This window comes from Mesorhizobium ciceri biovar biserrulae (assembly GCF_001618845.1).
Lineage (GTDB): Bacteria > Pseudomonadota > Alphaproteobacteria > Rhizobiales > Rhizobiaceae > Mesorhizobium > Mesorhizobium ciceri.
In genome coordinates this window covers 2,449,607-2,468,411 of the sequence record NZ_CP015064.1, presented here as the reverse complement: position 1 = coordinate 2,468,411, position 18,805 = coordinate 2,449,607, and the positions used below count along the sequence as shown (strand labels likewise).

The following is an 18,805-nucleotide window of genomic DNA, read 5'->3' as shown; positions in this document are numbered from 1 at the left end:
GTCAAGGTTGCTCAGGCCGATTTCTTCTTATCTTTCAGTCCGCTAGTGACTTTCTTTGCTCGTCCGGTGTGACTTCCGGTGTGGTTTGCTGCCTCCATGGCCACGCGCATATCTTCGATCATCGCATGGGCGTATTTCGCTGTAGTTGTGATGTCTTCATGGCCGAGCATGCGCTGGACGACCTTCATATTGCCGGTGCGCAGAGTGCGCGTGGCGGCGGTATGGCGGGTATCATGGAAGCGGAAGTTCTCAACCCCTGACTTGGCACGATAGCGGCGCCAGGCCGTCTTGAAGCCCTCCATCGTGATCGGATAGCGCTTGGCGCGAACAAGGCCGAGCTGCTTGTTCGTCCTCTTCGCGGTATAGGTGAAGACGACCGTCGAATGGTGGCCGCGAAGAGGCCAGAGCAGATCGTAAACTGCATCCGTCATCGGGAGAATTCGGGCCTTGTCGCCCTTGCCTACGACGGTGATGGTTTTGCCGAAGAAATCAACTCGCGACCAGGCGAGATCAACGATCTCCATCCGACGGCAACCGGTGAGGATCGCGAAACGAACTGCAGGCGCGTAGTCCTCGCGCATAGCCGCTAATAAGCGCTTTTCCTCGTCCACGCTGGCCTCGCGCACACGTTCCTTCGGTTCCTTCAGCAGGTGACGGCTCCAGTCGATGTCGCCGATCGGCACCTTCCACGTTTTCTTTGCTCGAGTCATAATCCCCCGGAGCGGGACAGTCGTAGTGCGATTGACGGTCGCATTGGTGACTCCATCGGCTCGGCGCTTTGACACCATTGCCGCAACCATTGAGTCCGTAATGCGGTCGAGCGTGATGTGCTTACCGAAGTGCTCCAAGAGCCAACCGAGGAAACGGAAATAGTTATCCGAGTTCGCTAGGTGCTGGCCTACCTCGTGCCAGAAGCGCGAGGTGGCGATTTCCAGGGACATCGGCCCTTCAGCGGTGAAGGCCGCCGCCTGCCTAGAACGCTCCCGCGCCTGTCGACGCTTCTCGTCTAGGACACGTTCCGCCTGCCGCTTGTTGCTCGTGCCCGTGGCGCCTGAAAATCGACGACCGTGAAAGATGAAGTCGTAGTGATATTCTGGTTTGCCGTGCTTTCGATATACCGACACGCGTTCCTGCTCCTCCGCTCGATGAACTGCAGCAAGTCTTCTTGCCTGTAGCGACGGGTCGGCCGCCTACCGTCGAGACCAATATTGACCCAGGGCAACTGACCGGCATCGGTGAGCCAACGTATGTGCTTTGGGCTGATCGCGAGAAGTTCTGACGCTTCGGCTGGAGTAAGAAGGCGCTGCATATGTCCAATTATAGCGGAGACCCAGAAGGACTGCGGTTTACGCTACGTCACTTAGCCATCCTAAGGATCACCGGCCGCTCCCATCGAATCTCCACTAGGCGCCGAAAGCGGATCGTGTGGACCTACTCGCCGGCGGCATGGAATAGCCGCGCGCTCATCCACTCGCGGCTCTTGCCTGTGGCAGCGCGCTGTTCACGGTGCTGAGCATGCCGATCACTTCACGCAACCACTACGCGGGTGGAATTTCTCCCAAAACTGGCTAAGAGATTTCAACCATAGCCGCCGTAAATGGGAGTTGTTCCATGCCGGAAAAGATTGAGAATAGCCGAAGAGAACTGATCGAGCTCACTGCGGATGTCGTGTCCGCCTACGTCAGCAACAACCCTGTGCCGGTTGCCTCACTCCCAGATTTGATCGCAAGCGTGAATTCGTCGCTTTCGAAGATCGGCGGACCGGTCGAAACCGAGACACCGGCCCAGGCTCCCGCGGTCAATCCCAAGCGATCGGTGTTCCCCGACTACATCGTCTGCCTCGAGGACGGGAAAAAGTTCAAATCGCTGAAGCGTCATCTCGACGTGCACTACGGCCTGACGCCCCACGAGTATCGGGCCAAGTGGGCATTGAAGTCGGACTATCCGATGGTCGCGCCGAACTACGCCGCCCAGCGGTCGTCGCTGGCAAAGGCAGCCGGGCTCGGCCGGAAGGCGTCGGCCAAGCCGAAGAGGAAAATGGCTGCCAAGAGCAAAGCGAAGGCGTGATCCGCCGGTCAGATGGTTTTGAAAGGGGAATAGGATGGCTCGCCGACCGGAAACTACTTTACGCTCAGCGAGCCTATCGGACGCGCAACTCCGTGCGGCTCTTCCTAGGCTGAAGAAGCGACTTCAGGAGCTATCCGAGCTCGACGTCCTTAGCTTGACGGAAAAGGACGGCGGGAATGTCCTCGATAGTTTTTCAACCAAGATCAATTCCACTCTTCGGGACATTTTTGGAGCCGATACGCTGGAATATGCAGAATACAGAATCGAGACATTCAAGCCGGTATTTAATGTCTGGTTTTCAGGGATGGACGACTCGCTGAGGGGCAACATCGACACCGTCGATGAGAAAGTCCGAGGTGGTATCTCCAAACTGAAGTCGGTCATCGAAATTTTTGAAGAGCGGGTAGGTGACGAGAGCGAGAACAGCATAGAAAGGACGGTCCGCGCTTACGGCGGGCTCGATCTGCAGCCCGAAATCGCGCGCGCGGCAAACAGGCTTTATCAGGACGGCCACTACGCCAACGCTGTAGAGGCTGCGGTGAAGGCACTCAACGGCTTAGTGCGTCTCCGCAGCGGGCTTGAGTTCGATGGCACGACGCTGATGGAGCGGGCGTTCAACCCCGCTAACCCAGCACTGAAGTTCAACGCCCTTCAGGATCAGAGCGACAAAGACGAACAGAAAGGCTTCATGCAGCTATTTAGTGGTGCTGTCTCGGGTCTGCGGAACCCCCGAGCACACGGCTTCATCAATGACGATGCAGAACGGGCCTTGGAGTTTATCGCATTCGTCAGCCTTCTCGCGAAGCTTTTGGACGAAGCTCAGCCGTAGTCTGCCGCCACGCCTAAGCTCGATCTGCTGGAAACGATCGTCGACGAGTGGCTCGTCGCTAACGCTAATCTGCCAGTGCCGCGAAAGTTTTATGAAGAGAGCACAATGGACGGCAACGGATGATCAGCAGACCAAGGCGCCAAGGCGATTATGCCGATCGATCGGTCGACTGCCAGGAGGCGATGGAGCCGGGCTTACAGGCGATCGTCGACTGCATGATTGAAGCCGGGTGGCTACGCGGCGAGGTGATGCGCTCGCTGTGCCTGCTGATCGCCGCCGGCAACATAACCCAGAAGGAAAATGCGATGGTCGAGGCCGAACTGGCGATCGCGTGGGCGATGATCCGAGCAAGGAAATGAAGAAGTCTGCCTTCGTGCGGCGGTTCGATAGTGGCTTGCGCTGAAGCTGCTTCTTGCCGGCTTCAAGGCTGACTGAATGACCTTGACTGCCTACACCCACTGGGTCACTCTTGCACCGTGCCTCGAGAGAACCGGCGCCGAGCACTCTGAGTATAACGCCGCGTGATAACCGACGATGGGGGAGCCCTTACGTCGTAGACAACGAGCAGCACGGCTGCCCAACACAACTCCTTGAACATCAACTGGCTCGCGGACCTGCTCATGCACGTCTGCAGCCCACGATCATTTAGGAGAAAACTATGCCGAAATTTGTTGAGTATCAGGACGGTGATGTAGAAGTGACTTCCCGCAAGCCGCTGAGAGGCACGCTAGAGTTGGTCACTGACGACGACGACACGGTCGATATGTTGCTCGACCGCGAAAATGCCGAGTGGCTGATGGGCGCGCTCGCTGAATTCCTCATACAGGGCGAAGGCGACGACATGCCAAAGATTTCAATCGGTAGGCGGTGATACGGCTTGCCCCGCTAAGCAAATGGCGGCATCCTCCTAACCATGGGGGAAGCCGTCACGAAAACGACGAAAGTTGTCCACGGCAAGGACTTGACGGCCTACGGCGTCTTCCGCTTTGCCCAGACCTACAGGATAAGCGCCGACGCCCTGGCGCAGATTGGGCCGCAGATGTCGGACCATCCACGGAGACTTCTCTACTTCCAGGCCTTGGAAAACTACCTGCGAAGTTTCCAGTTACTCGGCGGCACGACGCCGGAGGATGTTCGAGACTACAACCACAACTTTGCTGACAGGCTAACAGCCTGCACGGCCTTAGGGCTGCAATTGCCAAAAGAGGTCCAAGAGTTCATTCAATCGCCAAAACGGTCGAAGGAATATGTGAGAATCCGCTACGACTATAGGGTCGACAAACAAGGTGCGCCGTGGCGGGCGGAGCGAACTTTGGAGCGGCTTCGAGCGGTGGTAGCTGAGGTCGAAAGGACCGTCGACTTAGCCGTTCAGGCGTCGAACCCAGAATTCATAATGTTTGGCGATATCAAACTGACCAAGATCTCCGCCTCCGGCCCTGACACTGCGCCGGTGAGGTCTTCGACGGACATTTAGCTTCGCTCCCAAAAGTCCTTTAGCGATGCGTGGCCAAGCTTGTCCTCGTCCTTCAGGAACTTCGCTCGGCCGACCAGGCTGGGATTCCGCCATCTGGCCTTATCCTTCGGCCTTGTCCTGATGGCAGCCCTCCCGCATGGCTGGGAGCAGCTCAAGGGCGCCGGCTGGGATATCTGGCTGAGCTACTACAGGGCGATGCCGAAATACCGCTGGGCAATCTGGCGCCCACGGCTCGGCGCGGATCTGCATGCACCCTACACCAAAGGGAAGGTTCACCCGAGCGAGGACGCGGCCAGGGCGGCGCTGATGGAGATCGTCCAGGCGACGGACTGGTGGCTGCCCATCGGCGCCGATGTCATCTCCGTGGACAAGCTCACCAATAAGATGCTGGCGGACGCCAAAGCCCGCGGCATCACCCGCTCCGAGATCGAGGAAGACACCCCTCACCCTAGCGGACCATCCTCGACGCGATTGTCCGCCACGATCCAAGCCTGCCGGAGTAGCTTTCCCGCCACCGAGTTCTACGCTACCAACTCCACAAAGACAGAGGGGGAGTTAGGTGGCAAAGAGAGAGGAACCGACAAAGCCTGGCCAAGAGGGGCCTGAGGTGGCCGAAAGCATGTTCGATAAAGATGTCGAAGAGTTGTTAGCCCGGCACGCAGCGGAACAGAAAGCGGAAGACGATGAGATCGAGGATCTCGCGGCTGAAGAGGCCGCGATCGAGAAGGAGGCCGTCAGACTCAAGAAGGACAGGGAGCGAGAACGGGAGCTGGCGAAATTCACTGCCAACGCCTTTGATCGTATGTCCACGTCCGCAGTGACATTGGGTCTGATCGGTCCTGGAGTTGGCTTCCTCTACCACACCTCTCTGCTGGCAACTTTGAAAGATGGGGAGCTCGTCGTAGCCACCTTAAGTTGCCTAGGAGCTGCCTTCGTCCTACATTGTGTGGGACGAGCTATCCTCAACGAGGAGTTCCAACGATGAGCACGCCCTTCTGGATCTTTATGGTTGCGCTTAGCGCGATCTGCCTTTGGGCGCTCGTCAGCCGCAACCTGTTCTCGCGCCGCATCGCCGCGCATACCAAGGCGGAAGAGGCTCTCGACGCCCGAATGATAGCGTTTAAGGAGCGTGTCAGCACTCGCAACGCCCGCGTTCTAGCTGAGAAGCCCAAGGAGAGGTCCACCGACGACAAGAGCAGGGTTGCGTCGGATGACTTCCTCAAGGACCTCTACGTGTCCGACGCCCTCGGACGCGTCATGTTGGCCGAGCCTCCGAGCCGATACCGCTATGCTTCTCCAGGGCGCTTTGCTGGCGGAGGTGCCGGTAGCGCTCGAGCCGTTCTGTTAGATAATGGAACCTGCCTCTGGCTGGATGACAGGTCCCTAGTCGAGCGCTTGACGGAGAAGATTGCCTTCGGCCAAGTCGGCTATGAGAATGTTCCTCGCCCGGCGGATTATACAAAGCCACCGAAGCCCATTTTCCCAAAACGCTCCACCCGCTAACCTCGCAGCCACATGGCTACGTAGCTATGTGGCTGTTTCATGCGAACCTCGTTAAACTAAGTGCTCGGGCGATGGGGCAGTGATGTCATCGACCAGCCCTGCGCCACCTTTGATCGTTAAATCTACAAGCCTCTTCCGCAGCTTCACTGGTCGGGCGAATGATGCGGTATTCGCTCGTTTCAGTTCCACGTATTTCGCCCTCATCGGCGGTCTGCTCCACGAGCGACATTGACCGGCAAAGCGACTATGAGTGCCGCAAGGGCAATGATGGCGACTCTTTTCATTGTTGGTCGTCGCCAGACCTGGAAGAGTTCCATATGCTTCGTGGGAACGCCGAGGAGCAGGCTCATGAAGCTCTACGAAATCGTTGTCCACGAGAATTATGGGAAACAGGTAATTCTCACATTGTAACGTTGTTTTTCGACCCAGTTCTCGATCATGGACACGGCCTGCCTCTCCGAAATCGAGCTAACCGAGGAAGAGACCGAGGGGACTGTGAACCGCGCGCCCGAGGCGTGCGACCCTAGTATAGGCTTTCGCCAGAAAGGCTGATTTCGAACGCCGTGGAAAGGTTCAACAAGCTGGAAAAGGCGCTACACGGGCGTGGCGTGAGTTATCGAGCGACGTCTAAAGCCTGAGGCGAGCAGCTCCAAAAGCAGGTTCCTGAGAGAGGCTTTGGATTTGTCCGTGCCGAAGCTCCCTTGGGTGAGCGCTAGATCGGGAGAGCGCCGCGCAGGGCGCCACGTGTAGAAGAGTTCATCTCGGATAGCGATCCAAATCAAAAACATGGTTCGAGAAAAATCGGGGAATGGCTCGCTATTCGTCCCGGAGAGCAGGTGAAATCTGTCTCCCGTGGAGATCCATCGAAGTCCTAGGGAAGATTTGCGGATACGTTGGGGATGCCTTTTGTTACCACCGCAATTTCTGGCCTCAAACCTCCTCTACCGCTCGCGATCAAAAGATGCCGATACCTCATCAACCGACTACCTTTCGCTACTACCCTAGATTGCAATATCAGGTTGACACTCAACCCGGCGGGTGTCAACCAAACCTAGGAATGTGTCAACTACGCCCCTGCCCGCCAGGCAATTTCAGCTATCCAAGGCCACCAAGTGACAACCGTCTGTCAACCAAAACAGCCCCAAACCTACCGCCAAGTTGACAGAGTTTTACATTACGTTGGCACATTTCACCCGAAACCAGCTTTTTGCTCGCACTGTCAACATCGCAGGCAGCTAATGGATCGAAACAGTATAGCGCTTACAGACCTACCAGCGGGCCGAAACGCGCTCGACTCACCAGTCGAGCGCAGCAACTATTGAACACTCTGGCAACACTACCTGTCAGCGAGAGCGATCTCCTTACCCCGCAAGGGGGAAAACATATTTTCAACCTCTGCGCTTCGCTCCGGTCGAGTGTCGTGCCAGGCTTTGGCATGAGTGGCTTCCGACCGTTAGTTTGTGCCGTGCTGATGGTCGCCTCTGGATGCGAACGACGAATCCGACAGAATGCTCGAATTCAGCAAAGGAGGCATCTCGGTCTGCCTTCGTCATGTCAGGCATTGAACGAACACCGACTTTCCTCCTATCCCGTCCTTGCAAGCGTCGATCCCGTCGCGATCCACATGCTCATTGAGGGTGCCAGAGTTCTCGGCACCCTCCCTAAGGCAGCCGAGGCTGTGCGCTGCATCGCCCTGCTCCGATATCAACCGGTTTGTTCAATTTCGTTGGACAATTCAAGTCCAATATAGTGTCCAAGGTCAGGCCCATAACACTAGGCCCACACCTCTCCTGGCGCAGAGCAGAAGCGATCTGTTGATCGACCGGAAGGTTGGGTTGGCCGCCGCGTGTGGATGGGCCAATTAGCGTATGAGGCGTCCTGCCGTAGCGGCCCACCAGCGCGTTCGGTAAAAACGAAGTAGATTGGGGCGACGGACAGCACGCCAGCCCCTAGGGCCATCTATGAGTCAGCAAACGGCACTGCAGTGCTCTTGGCTATGTTGTTGCCGCGACTCACCGCACCCGATACGTCGGTGACCTCGCATGGCATGGCATGGCGCAGATGAAAGCAGCGGTCCCCCTTTACGCAATCAAGACGAAGGCTCACCTCGGTGAGCTCGCCTTCCGGCGGCGAGCCATGGCGAATTCGCAGGCTCGCCTGGCCGGGCGCTACGCGTTGGAGCCGGAGATCAATTTGGATGCGTTCCACTGTCGAGCGGTAATTGACTGGGTTACGATCAGCTTCTGGCTTGGCCGGAAGACACAGTTTCAGTGGTTGCAAAACGATATCGAGGCTATCCTAGGCAGGAAGCCGTTCGTGCAGCCGCTAAGCGAAGAGCCAGGAGGCTTAGCAGATACCTTCGACGTGAAAATCCAAGAGCCCGATTTGCGAAAGATCAGGACCGCCTGCGAGCTGGTCAGCGACAAATACGGTCAAGAGGTTCTGCCGTTCATTCGCGCCATTGAGATCAGCGTCGACTTCACTCCAAAGCAGCCAGACGACGGCATCCGCGCAAAGCTGTTCACGGTGCTCGCGCGGCATTTCTGGGCAAACCAGGATGTCATCTCCGATCGATTGAACCGGCCGAGATTTACGTGGGGGTCCGGAACTAATGAGACGGCTCACCCCCTGAAGCACTCCAAAGAACTACCAGATTGGGTCAACGAGCACCTGCTCATGTCGACAGAACGGGACCGGGCACCGTTCACGGATGCCACCTACTATATCGGCGCGGAGAGCGAGATTGTCCGCTGGCGCATCATGGACAAGGTGGTCGATACTCAGAACCGACGAACCGGAACGGCCATCGAGCTCGATGAGGCTGACAAACGGGTGCGGATCGAGGTCACTCTGGATCGGTCGGAAGTCTCGGCGCTCGGCGTAACCTACCTCGAGGACCTCAGCCGATTGCGCTTCGCCAGACTACAAGGCAGGTTTTTTACATTTATGCTTCCGACGTTTTCGGACATCAAGAAGGCTGGCCGCTCCGTGAATTCGGCCGTCAAGGCCTGGCACGATCAGCAGCGGACAGAGAAATTCCTGAAAACCGGCGTGATCGGGCTAAAGGCCATGGATGATGCCCGAGAGCGGCAAGCGATGCACTTGCGAAAGCAAGAGCGACGGCTGTTGGTGGCGCAGGGGTCGAAGATGAAGCGGCCGCCGCGCGTTGGAACCCAGAAAGCCGGAACCTTCCTTGCTTACGACGAACTGAACGGGCGCGTCAGCGATGCACTACGTCACCTTGGGGCGCGCGTCGCGGCTGCCTTCTCCGAGGAGTGAATGTGCAAGGACGGGCTGAGACTGCGAAGTCTACGGTATATAGTAAGTTATTAGGTCCCAAACGGCGCCGGAACAAGCCGAGGCTTGCCGCCGAAGGGGATGGTGCAACCGCACCTTTCAAGATGCTGCGGGAAAAACCTGCGCACATGGCGGGCCAAGGCTGCACTCTTGCCGTTCGGTGAGCGTCAGTCCGGGTCGATGAGCATCCCGCACTGGATGCAGCGGGTTCCGTTCCACCCGGTCGGTCCGCAGTTCGGACAGTCAAATGAGATGTCGATGTTGTTGCCCTTGGGCCTATAACCAGTCATCCCGCTAAGCCCCTTGAGATAATGGAAATGCTCGTCCTCCCCCACGACCCGTAGGCCAGGACTGAGGAACAGAGGCTGCCCATGCATCTCGGGCTCGCGCTGCGGCTCGTGCTCAATAGCCGCGGCGGCTGCAAGCTCTTTCATCTGCTCGGGCGACAACTTGCCTTCCTCGATGGCGGCTAGGATGCGGCTGAACGCGGTGTTGAGCTTGCGGGTCGAAAGGAATGTGTCGTGCAACTTCTGCACGTGCTTGGCCTTTTCGAGACCCTGGTCGAGAATCCTGATGAACATGGGCGTCGGCTTGAATCTATACGCGCCCTTGTCGCGATTACAGTCGCGATGTGCCGGAAGCAAATTGGCGTAAGAGTTCAAATTGAAGTCTTCGGGCAAGCCCATCAGCTTCAAGATGTCCTTGAGCGCCGCATGTTTTGCAAGGCTTTCCGGGATTACGTGATCCACTTCCATTTCGGCCAAGCTGACCGGCTCGCGGCAGAGCCAGCACTTTTCACTGTGGGCGGTGAAAATTGCGTATCTCTGCGCGTGCGTGAAGTTGGTCTTCGCCATCGCGGCCAAATAGTGCATTTCCAGGTAACAAAAAAGCCCTAGCGGGCTCAATCGAGTCGGATTGAACCCCACCACATTCAGGGAAACATGGCGCGACTGTTTACCTGCCGTGCGATTTCCTCGAAAAGGCGGATTTACGTCTCGATCGATTCATTCATCGACCGGCTTGCCACAAGGTAAAGATCGATACTCTTTCCGTTCCCAGCGTTCGGCAACGGCTCCGTCTCCTGGCGAAACGCACTCAATCTAAAGGGAGCTCTCAGGTGAGTTCCGAGCATGCAGATATCGCTGACGGCTGCGAGAGGCTGGGAGCGCCCTGGTAATGACCTGCGTGTCCCTAAATGTGTTCTCACTAGCGGACTTCGCGCTATCGGCATGCTCGCCAAAAATCTCATCGAGCGATCTGATCGGCTCCCCAACCATAACGATATATGCCGGCGTCTTGAGCTCATGCCAGAACTGCAGGCGGATTGCGATCAGCCCCTTTGCCGGGCCTGCGTCCGGCGATCCTAGGCTAAGCAGGGTGGTATGTGCCGGATCGACCTCGTGAGGCGCGGCCGGAAATCCACCTCCAACGAATTGCGTAAGATCATCGCTTCGCTTGAGTATCACGTCAGCCAGGAACGGGCGGAAGCTGTTGGGTCCCAGGGTCATGACCGCAAATGCGTGCGCCGTCTTGGCGAGAAAGCGGAGGAAATTGCTACGGTTCACGTCGCCCAACTTCATGGCGACATGCTTGCTGCCGGTTTGTTGTGCTACCGTTCGGTTGATCCTATCTGTGACCGCCATCTCGGTAAACGACCAAGCACGGCCGTAGTCATCACCCGCGACCGCATCGGGACGCAGGATTCGCGCCTCCGGCAGCTGCCACAGGTTCAACGTGAGAGGTAGTTCGCCCACCGGGAAATTGCGGGATCCCAGATCTCGGATCTGCCTTCCCATATCGTCGATCTCGAAGAAATGGACGTCGGCATTCTGGACGCGCGCCTTCTTGTTACGCGTGGGGGCATCGACCTGGGCACGGAAAACCCCCAGCTGCTTGCGCAGCACATCCTGCTCATAACGTTGAATGATGGCGGCGCAGGCCTTGCACGACGCATCGAGGTAGATAACCGAGTTCGCGGCGAGCGCGAATGGAACAACGTGCTCGTCAGTAAGCTCTTCGGTGCTGCCGCAATATATGCAACACCCCGGCGGAGTCACCTTCTGGGTCTCATGCCTACCCATGTCGATTTCGGTCAGCTTCATCGCCCGGGCGCCGCGCTCGACGCCGTGCTGGGAGGCCGCGGCGACTGATGCAGATCCCGCAAATGAACTGCGGTCTGATCGATGCTTGGATAGACGGTCGTCGCATTAATGTTGATACGGTCGAGCTGATCAAGGATATCCGCCTTGTTCTGAATCGTAACCCGGAAGATCTCGATCCCGTCTTGGCCCGCGTCGGGAAGCGCCGCCTCGTGCCCGAAAAGCAGAAAGGCGCCAGCCTGCGATTTAATGCGCGTATTGGTGCGTTTCGCCTTCACGCAGATGATTGAACCAAGATGGTCGGGGACGATCCGGCCCTCGAAAAAGCCCTTCTCCGACTTGATGTGGTGAAGCAGCTTGCTGGCGACTTCTGTTTGATTAAAGGGTTCCCGGTCGAGAGTGAGATCGATCTCGTTCTTTTGCGCGTAGGTGAGGTTTGAGAGGTTGGAGAGACAACTTACGGTGTCGGAGTCGTAGTATTTGACACGGTCCGACGAGACCTGAAACGCGATGACCTCACCTTCTATATCGAGTTGCTCGGGCCTGGAGGAGCAGGCGAAGAACAGTGCCACCAACGGATTGCTGGAGATGTCGAGCAGCCGCGTCGGGAGGCCATAGTGCTGCATTCGCACGAGGCGATCGAAGCAATACTGATCACCTTGGAACTCGTCGTAATGCGCGATCAGTAGTTCCTTGCAGAGTCGGTCCTCGCTAGGCATGAATTGCCAGTCGCCATTGTCCCATTTGCGCAGCAAGGACGGCGTCAGTTCGTAGCCGGCGTCACTGTGGCCTCGGAAGAAGGTCTCAGTCGTGGCCTTTGCTGGCGAGCCATATAGAAGTTGAAGGAAGGACGCCACGCTGTCGGCGACGCCAAGAATCTTCTTGTCGCGTGGCGGGGGCTGGATTTCTGCGCCGACAGCGGCGGGCGCCCCTTGCTCCATAATGAGATGGGCAAGATCGGGCTTGAGATTGACCAATCGGGCCAGCACCTCCCGCGCGTCGCCTTTACGCACTGCCCAATGTGTGCGGTGGAGCTGGAACCGATCCGCGCCGAACATCGACGCGGCGGTTTCAATGTCGTCGAATGCCACTTCGCCAAAGTCAATCAGCGTCTCGAAGGTCGTGGAGACCTCCTTGCGGCTGGGCGCGATGTCAGAGATCCGGCCGTATTTGATAAGCATGGAGACAACGTCTCCGGCCGACTTGATCTCGCTGCATAGGAAGGTCGGCAGGGTCTCGAGAAAGGCGATCGCAGTGGAATCAAGGCTTTCAAGCCGCTTTTCGGTGTCGGAGGGCGTGTATTCGAACATACGCCCCCGCCCCATGGTGACAACATCGACGTCCCCCTCGACATACCCCCAATTGCCGAAGGAGATGTAGTTGAAGCTTTCCGTCATGCGCCCCATTCCGTTCGCCTGCGGCGTCTTTCAACGCGACACCTATCCAACAACATCGATTCTATATCTATCGAGATCGGGGAAGCTCGGACTGCCTGGGGTCCAAAATTCTACGCTATCTGAATGCATCTCAAAAAATTCCCGGTCGACCGTGACGCGAATGGCGTGACGAAGATGGCCGTCAGTTAGACGGTAGTCCTTCTCATTCAGATGAGTCGCTTCGGTGCCACGAGGAAGCAAAACTGGTCGGTCGAGAACAGAGCGGAGATCGGAGAGCGTGATTGCTGGATCAGGGCGCAGCGGAACTTCGAGATCCTCATCGGCAAAATCGTCCAGGTTCAGCGCGGAGCCTTCGCCGGCGGAAATGGCGTTATCTAGGGCTTGAAGAGCGTCCTCGCGCTTGCCTTCTGGCGCGCTAGATTTGGACAGAACGGACTCCTCGATAATGCGCGGCAACCGGGTAAGGATTGGTTGGAGGCCGCCTACCACGCTCTCGAAAATCGAAATGCGGCTGCGCAGCGCGCGATAGACGTCGGCCTCGACCGTGTCTTCGTAGTGCAGATTGACGATTCGGATATCCGCAAATCGCTGGCCCAGGCGATCGATGCGACCTATTCGCTGTTCAACCCGCATGGGGTTCCAAGGCATATCGTAGTTCACCAAAGCGCCGCAGAATTGGAAGTTCAGCCCCTCAGCTGCCGCATCTGTGCAGACCAGGATCTCTGAACGTCCCTCCTTGAACCGTCGCTTCACCTCATCGCGTGAAATCGACGTCCAACTGCCATCGGTGTTGCGGACTTCGCCGCCGCGTCCAGAAAAGCACATCACAGACTTGCCGGCGGCGACGAGCAAATTCCGCAAATAGTCCATGGTGTCGGTAAACTGGGTGAACACCATAACCTGCGGATAGCCGCTGCCTTTAAGTTCGCTGAGAACCCTCGACAGCTCCATTGCCTTAGTATCGGTCGGCAGCTGCTTGATTTCGTCAACAATGGTTTCGATAGTCGCGATTTCTTCGAACGCAGAAGCGCGGCGCTCGTCCTCGGTCACGGTTTCGATGTCGATTTCTTCGCCAGCCTCCACCTGGTCGGCAATGTCTTCGTCGATCCTGGCTTCATCGGTCGCCAGGAGTAGGCCACCGACGCCGCCCTTGCGCTTCTCCATCGTTTGCAGAAGCGCATGGAAACTTGAGGCAAGGCGCCGGCGGTAAATAGTCATCACGAATCCCACCGCGTTACGGGCATCGGGTGCCGCAGCGTTGTAGGTCTGTGAAATGTAGTCTTCAACCTGCTGGTAGATTTCGCTCTCCTCCGGCGAGAGCGGAATGAAACGATCTTCTACCTGGCGGGTTGCGACCGCTGTCGATAGCTTCCCTGCTTTGAAGTATTTGCGAAGCAACTCGCGCGTATGCCGCGAGACGAGTGCGCGGACTGGGGTCGACTGTTTGATGATCGCAACCGCGGCGCGGCGTTCTTCCGATGATAGCTGGCGCCGCGGTATCGAAACCGGATCGCGGAGTGCCTGCAGAACCTTCCGGGTTTTGAGACCGCTGAGACGAGTTAGCCTTTCCGCGTCCGCTCGCGAGATCGCTCCATAGTGACCCTCGCTTGCCCGGAAGAGCGCCGAAAGCCAATCGAGGCTTTCGTTGGCTAGAGGAGCCTTGGCAACTTCCGAAAAGAAACGAACAAAAGCATCCGGCGTCCAGGCGGGTGGCAGACCTAGCAGATCGAGCAAATCCCAAAGTTCCGTGGCATGGACCTGCAATGGTGTCGCCGTGAGAAGGATCAGCCCATCCGTTCGACGCCGCAAGGATCGCATCAATTGAAGAAGCCGGTTCGGGCCTTTGGCCTGTGGCGTTCCCGCCCCCTTAGTTCGGGCGTGATGCGCTTCATCGAGAACGATGAGATCCCACGGTTCGGCCCCTTCCAGTATTTCTCTTTGCCGATCCTGGCGCCGAGCGAGATGACTCGACATGATCACGAACGGTTCTCGATGCCATGCTTCGCGTGAGACTGCCCTTTCAAAGTCATGATCCCGCCCTGGCGACCGGTGCCAAGCTAGTTTCTGCCCATCGTAGATCGGCCAATTTAGGTTGAATTTCTCGCGCAGCTCGATTTGCCATTGCTTGCAGACGTTCTTAGGCGCCAGAATTAGCGCACGCTTTATCCTCCCTGCCAGCCAGGCTTGCCGGAGAAGGAGCCCCGCCTGAACCGTCTTTCCAAGTCCGACTTCATCGGCAATCAGAAGTTTAGGCGGCCAGTTGTCATAAAGCCGATGATAGGCGCGGATTTGATGAGGCCAGGGGACGACCGCAGAAGTTGCTTCGCCGACGCGATCGCCGCCGACAGGTTGAACCGCAGCGTTGGCAATCTTTTCCCATACGGCCTGGCGCTCCTCGTCGACCGAAACACTTGGCCTTGAACCAAGGATGATAGGCTCGTCCACCGGGTCCGGAGTGATCCTGGATGTCGATGTGCCTTTTGATTGATCGTCGTGCTCAGCAAGGCGCTTCGGCAGTTTTTCAGGGTCAGGCAGAAAGGTCAGCAGCTGCTCGTGCAGTGCCGTTGGCACATCAAGGGTGATCGCTCGGTGGGCGCGATTCGCCCAGAGCTTCGCGAAGCCGGCTTCTTCCTCGTCGACCCGCGGGCCGTCATTCCACGAGGTGAAGGCGTTGAAGCTTTCCCAATTCCGCGTCCAACCGAATTCGGTTTCGTTAATGCTGCCGTTGAACGCCATCCGATCGCCGGTCTTGTCCTCGATGATGCCCGTCTTTTCGTGAAAGATGCTGTCGTCGCGGATCGGACGGCGATCGAGATCACAGGGCACGGCGAGCTTCACATCGAGAAAGCCGTTTGCCACCATCCAGGCGACAAGTTCGAGGGCATCGATCGTTCGCGGATCGGCCGACAAGACCGGCATCTTGATCAGTGTTCGTTCGACGGCGTCGCGCAGAGATTCGCCACGCTCGATGGCTGCAACCTCTTCTTCGCCGAGCGTGCAGCCCACGATCAGGCGCATTCGCCCATTGTTAACGATCAACCCTTCGACGCCCCGCGCTGCGAGCGCCAAGGCACGCGCCGAAAAATAGCCTGTAAGGCGATCATATCGGGTCGCCGAGCGCAACGCAGGCACATAGAACAGCCGGACGAGGTCACCATCGTCCGGCGTATATTTGAGGCGCCATGCGGTGTCGCGCAGAAGCGTCAAGCAGCCACCTCGGCGAAGAGAGATAGCTGCTGGGGCTCATCTACCTTGTCGGAAAAGGCAAGACGGCGCAGCTTCTCAAGGGCGTCGAAATCATCGGCCGCCGACTTCGCGTCGCCGGTGGCAATGTCAAAGCCGACAAAGTTGCGCGAGGGTGGCAGAACCTCTAGAACGGCCTCGAGCGCGGCCAGAAATTGAGGATCGCTGTCGATCCCTGAATCCTTGAGAAGATCGAGAGCCGCTTCGAGGGTTCGCGTCCTGCCACGATAAGCGGCATGGTGGATTGCGTCGATCATCGCGCGCGAGCCATCGGCGGGGCCGAGGGTATTTTTGGCTGCGCGCGTTGAACTATCCCAGAGCTTGATATCCGAGCCCTTCTTTTCGCAAATCTTGCCGATGAGCTGGCCATCGAGGTCTGCGCCCACCGCACGGGCAAGGCGCAAGCCTTCATCGTAGCTAAACACCGGCGCCTTAAACGCGTCCCAGGCCAGCACGAACCAAGAGGTCGTCGCATCGAGATCGCTACGCCCCTTGGTGTGGGTGAGCTGATTCAAGCGCCAAGTTTTCACCTCGCGACGCGCGGCATCAAGCGCATCTTCCGGCGTCACGGCATATGGATCGAATTCTTCTTCGAAAAGCTCGGCCTGTTTGCGGCGCTTTTTGGCGAGAGGTTCTGGTCGGGGAGTGCCGCGTTTTAGGGGCCAATGCCGTGAGAATTCTTCGAGCGCTGGACCGAAGGAGGCAAGGTATAGATCCACTCCGCTGATCCCAGCCTTCTGGAACTCCTCAACCCGGGTGCGGACGGCCTTCGCCACCAGCGGCTCGACATCTTCCCAATACGTCGTCTCGCCGCTCTGTTCGGCAGGGCGCGGACGGCAGACGAGGAAGATTGTGGAGTTAGCGGCGGCCTTGTCCTTGATGTGAAGAGACCCCTCTGCCTCGGTGTTCACCGGCCAGGAGGCGGTGATGATAAAGCCCGCTTCGATGAGCCCCTTCGTCAGGGCATCCCAAGCACTGGTGTCCTTGTGCGTAAACATCACGGTCATGATGCCGTTCGGCTTCAGCACGCGCCGGCTTTCCGCGAAGATTGCTGCCATCTTTTCCTGATAGTCGCGGTTTGCGAGAGCATCCGCGCCCTTCTGGCCCTTAAAGTGAGCCTTGTTGGCGACTGCCTCAGATTGCTTGTCGGTCAGTCTTCGGATGAACAACTCTGGCATGACAATGCCAGCGGTTCGCTTCAGCCAAACATAGAAGAAATCGGACAGCTCCGCATACATCACGTTCGCCCCATAGGGCGGGTCCATCACTACTGCGTCGACTGAGCCATCGACGATGTGATCCAACGAGGCACCCGACTTAGAGGAAATTACCACGTCAAGCTTAGGCCTAGACACCTGAGCGCCGAATAGCGGGCCGTCTGATGTGGCGGTGGGCGTCGAAAGCTCGACGAGTTCCTTTATGCATTTCTTGGTCTGTCTCACCACCCAATCGAATCCGAGGCCCTCGACCGTCACCGCCATCTCTACATATGACCACTTGATCGAGAAGTTATGGCTATCGAAGGTGTTCGCCATCACCTCGCGCTGGACAATCCATCGAGTCATGCGCGAATTATAGTCGCGCAACTTATCCAAGCTGAAGCTAAGATAAACGTATGCAGCTCGTCTCGCGTCACTAAGCTGACCTGTCGATCGGTCTTCTTCAACCATTTCCCGAAATGTTTCGACAGCAAGACAATGTCCGAGCAACTGCCTGGGGGAGAACATGTCGCGCCACTGTGTCATTCCGTAAAGCCGGTGCCCTCGATCGTAGTTAGAGATGTCGTCGATTGGTTCCGTTGGAATGATTCCCAGTGATTCCCACTCCGGCATCTTCTCAGCCAGTCGGGCACTGATTTCCTGGGCATTTTCATCATCTGGATTCGGCGAGCGGTAGCCTCGGCGCCATTCTTGTTTTCCGCCCTTTCCAGATTTTGTTACCTTGGACGCAGGGTATTTGTAGACGACCGCGAATAGCTGATCCCCCATTCCGCTAGCTTGGGCCTGTCTTTTGACTTCGTCGCCGTCCACAACGCGTGCGCAATCAGGAAACGGACATGTTGCGTCGCCATCCGAAATCGTGCCCGCGGATTGTTCCGCTACCGACTCTACGATTTCGAACGAGCACATACGCCCTTGGCTGCCGGGGCCCTGGGAGAGTTGAGGAACCAATTTGATCCCCAAGCCGGAGGCATTCAGTCTCCAATTCGGCGAAAGTGGAATCCAACCGGAGCAGTAGGGGCAACTTATAGTCCGAGCCCACAGATATCCATCTGGGCGATGTCCGTTTCCTGGTTCCTTGGGAAACTCATCTTTGAACTTTGCCTTCACTCGTTTGAGAAATCTGACACCAACTGAATCGAACTCATCGATCAGTCTCTCGTTGAGGCTTTGCGGAAAATCGACGGTTGCACGCAAGATCGTTGCGGCCACGGGGTTCAAGTCGTTTGCGAATGTCTTTAGGCCGAGTCTCGTCCCCTCAAGTGGAATTGCCCCTCCGCCCGCGGTTGGATCAAGCAACGTTAGCGCCGATGGCAAGCCAAGCGCCGTCAGTTCATTGGCCGTCGGCTGATATGAAAACGCGCGCTTATAACCATATGCATCCTTGCCAAGCCGCTCACCCTTTCGATCTGCAATCGCAATCCGTCTCTTCGAATCTACCGGATCGCCATGGATACCGATCGCATGCAAGAAGGCATCCCGATCAGTCTCGGCAGGAAGAAGAGAAGCGAGGACGGCAGCACGAGAAGCCACTAGCGGCCGCCTCGCCCACCAAACATGGAGATAGTAGATCGGAGGTAGGGCGGTCATAGACCGGCGCTCACGCACGCTTTCCTCGCTCAGCGCTCCGATCGGCAACCAACGCTCAATCAGCCTCACATCCGACATAGCTCGAC

General features: G+C 57.5%; 16 protein-coding genes. 9 read left to right on the top strand and 7 right to left on the bottom strand.

The features are described 5' to 3' along the window. Positions 1-11 precede the first annotated feature (11 nt). Together A4R29_RS11205 and A4R29_RS33015 are read right to left on the bottom strand one after the other, a co-directional pair. Positions 12-1,124 (bottom strand): tyrosine-type recombinase/integrase, encoded by a 1,113-nt coding sequence (locus A4R29_RS11205; protein ID WP_063171931.1) that lies wholly within the window; start codon positions 1,122-1,124, stop codon positions 12-14. Next, entirely contained in the window at positions 1,007-1,309 is a 303-nt protein-coding gene (locus A4R29_RS33015; protein ID WP_082827376.1) for a helix-turn-helix domain-containing protein, read from the bottom strand. The genes A4R29_RS11205 and A4R29_RS33015 overlap by 118 nt, the downstream gene beginning before the upstream one ends. A 302-nt stretch (positions 1,310-1,611) precedes the next feature. Between A4R29_RS33015 and A4R29_RS11200 the strand changes: the two genes are divergently transcribed. From A4R29_RS11200 to A4R29_RS11155, 9 genes are all read left to right on the top strand, one after another. Then, positions 1,612-2,067, top strand: a complete 456-nt coding sequence (locus A4R29_RS11200; protein WP_063171930.1) for a Ros/MucR family transcriptional regulator — start codon at positions 1,612-1,614, stop codon at positions 2,065-2,067. Positions 2,068-2,221: 154 nt separating this feature from the next. After that, positions 2,222-2,896 carry a TIGR02391 family protein gene (locus A4R29_RS11195; RefSeq protein WP_161491077.1) on the top strand — a complete coding sequence of 225 codons (675 nt, stop codon included), beginning with the start codon at positions 2,222-2,224 and terminating at the stop codon, positions 2,894-2,896. 119 nt (positions 2,897-3,015) lie between these two features. Beyond that, positions 3,016-3,255, top strand: coding sequence for a hypothetical protein (locus tag A4R29_RS11190; protein ID WP_063171928.1), 240 nt, complete (start codon positions 3,016-3,018; stop codon positions 3,253-3,255). Positions 3,256-3,554: 299 nt separating this feature from the next. Continuing rightward, a complete protein-coding gene (locus A4R29_RS11185) occupies positions 3,555-3,767 on the top strand; it encodes a hypothetical protein (RefSeq protein WP_063171927.1) in 213 nt (70 codons plus the stop codon). 42 nt (positions 3,768-3,809) lie between these two features. After that, positions 3,810-4,370 (top strand): hypothetical protein, encoded by a 561-nt coding sequence (locus A4R29_RS11180; protein ID WP_063171926.1) that lies wholly within the window; start codon positions 3,810-3,812, stop codon positions 4,368-4,370. A 39-nt stretch (positions 4,371-4,409) separates the two neighbouring features. Then, entirely contained in the window at positions 4,410-4,976 is a 567-nt protein-coding gene (locus A4R29_RS35030) for a hypothetical protein (RefSeq protein ID WP_244506990.1), read from the top strand. 1 nt (position 4,977) lies between these two features. Beyond that, positions 4,978-5,355: a hypothetical protein gene (locus A4R29_RS11170; RefSeq protein WP_145923755.1), complete on the top strand. Its 378-nt coding sequence runs from the start codon at positions 4,978-4,980 to the stop codon at positions 5,353-5,355. Continuing rightward, positions 5,352-5,873, top strand: coding sequence for a hypothetical protein (locus tag A4R29_RS11165; protein ID WP_063171923.1), 522 nt, complete (start codon positions 5,352-5,354; stop codon positions 5,871-5,873). Before A4R29_RS11170 ends, A4R29_RS11165 begins: the two co-directional genes overlap by 4 nt. Positions 5,874-7,925: 2,052 nt before the next feature. Further along, positions 7,926-9,152, top strand: a complete 1,227-nt coding sequence (locus tag A4R29_RS11155) for a hypothetical protein (RefSeq protein ID WP_063171921.1) — start codon at positions 7,926-7,928, stop codon at positions 9,150-9,152. A gap of 185 nt (positions 9,153-9,337) precedes the next feature. On the opposite strand, the gene A4R29_RS11150 is transcribed toward A4R29_RS11155, so the two are convergent. The 5 genes from A4R29_RS11150 to A4R29_RS11130 form a co-directional block, all read right to left on the bottom strand. Further along, positions 9,338-10,033 (bottom strand): HNH endonuclease signature motif containing protein, encoded by a 696-nt coding sequence (locus A4R29_RS11150; protein ID WP_161491076.1) that lies wholly within the window; start codon positions 10,031-10,033, stop codon positions 9,338-9,340. 237 nt (positions 10,034-10,270) lie between these two features. After that, on the bottom strand, positions 10,271-11,272 hold the full coding sequence (locus A4R29_RS11145; RefSeq protein ID WP_145923754.1) for an HNH endonuclease: 1,002 nt from the start codon (positions 11,270-11,272) through the stop codon (positions 10,271-10,273). After that, positions 11,269-12,666, bottom strand: coding sequence for an FRG domain-containing protein (locus A4R29_RS11140; protein ID WP_063173647.1), 1,398 nt, complete (start codon positions 12,664-12,666; stop codon positions 11,269-11,271). Before A4R29_RS11140 ends, A4R29_RS11145 begins: the two co-directional genes overlap by 4 nt. Before the next feature lie 42 nt (positions 12,667-12,708). After that, positions 12,709-15,873, bottom strand: a complete 3,165-nt coding sequence (locus A4R29_RS11135; protein ID WP_063171918.1) for a helicase-related protein — start codon at positions 15,871-15,873, stop codon at positions 12,709-12,711. Then, positions 15,870-18,797, bottom strand: coding sequence for a DUF1156 domain-containing protein (locus tag A4R29_RS11130; RefSeq protein WP_063171917.1), 2,928 nt, complete (start codon positions 18,795-18,797; stop codon positions 15,870-15,872). The genes A4R29_RS11135 and A4R29_RS11130 overlap by 4 nt, the downstream gene beginning before the upstream one ends. Positions 18,798-18,805: the final 8 nt, after the last annotated feature.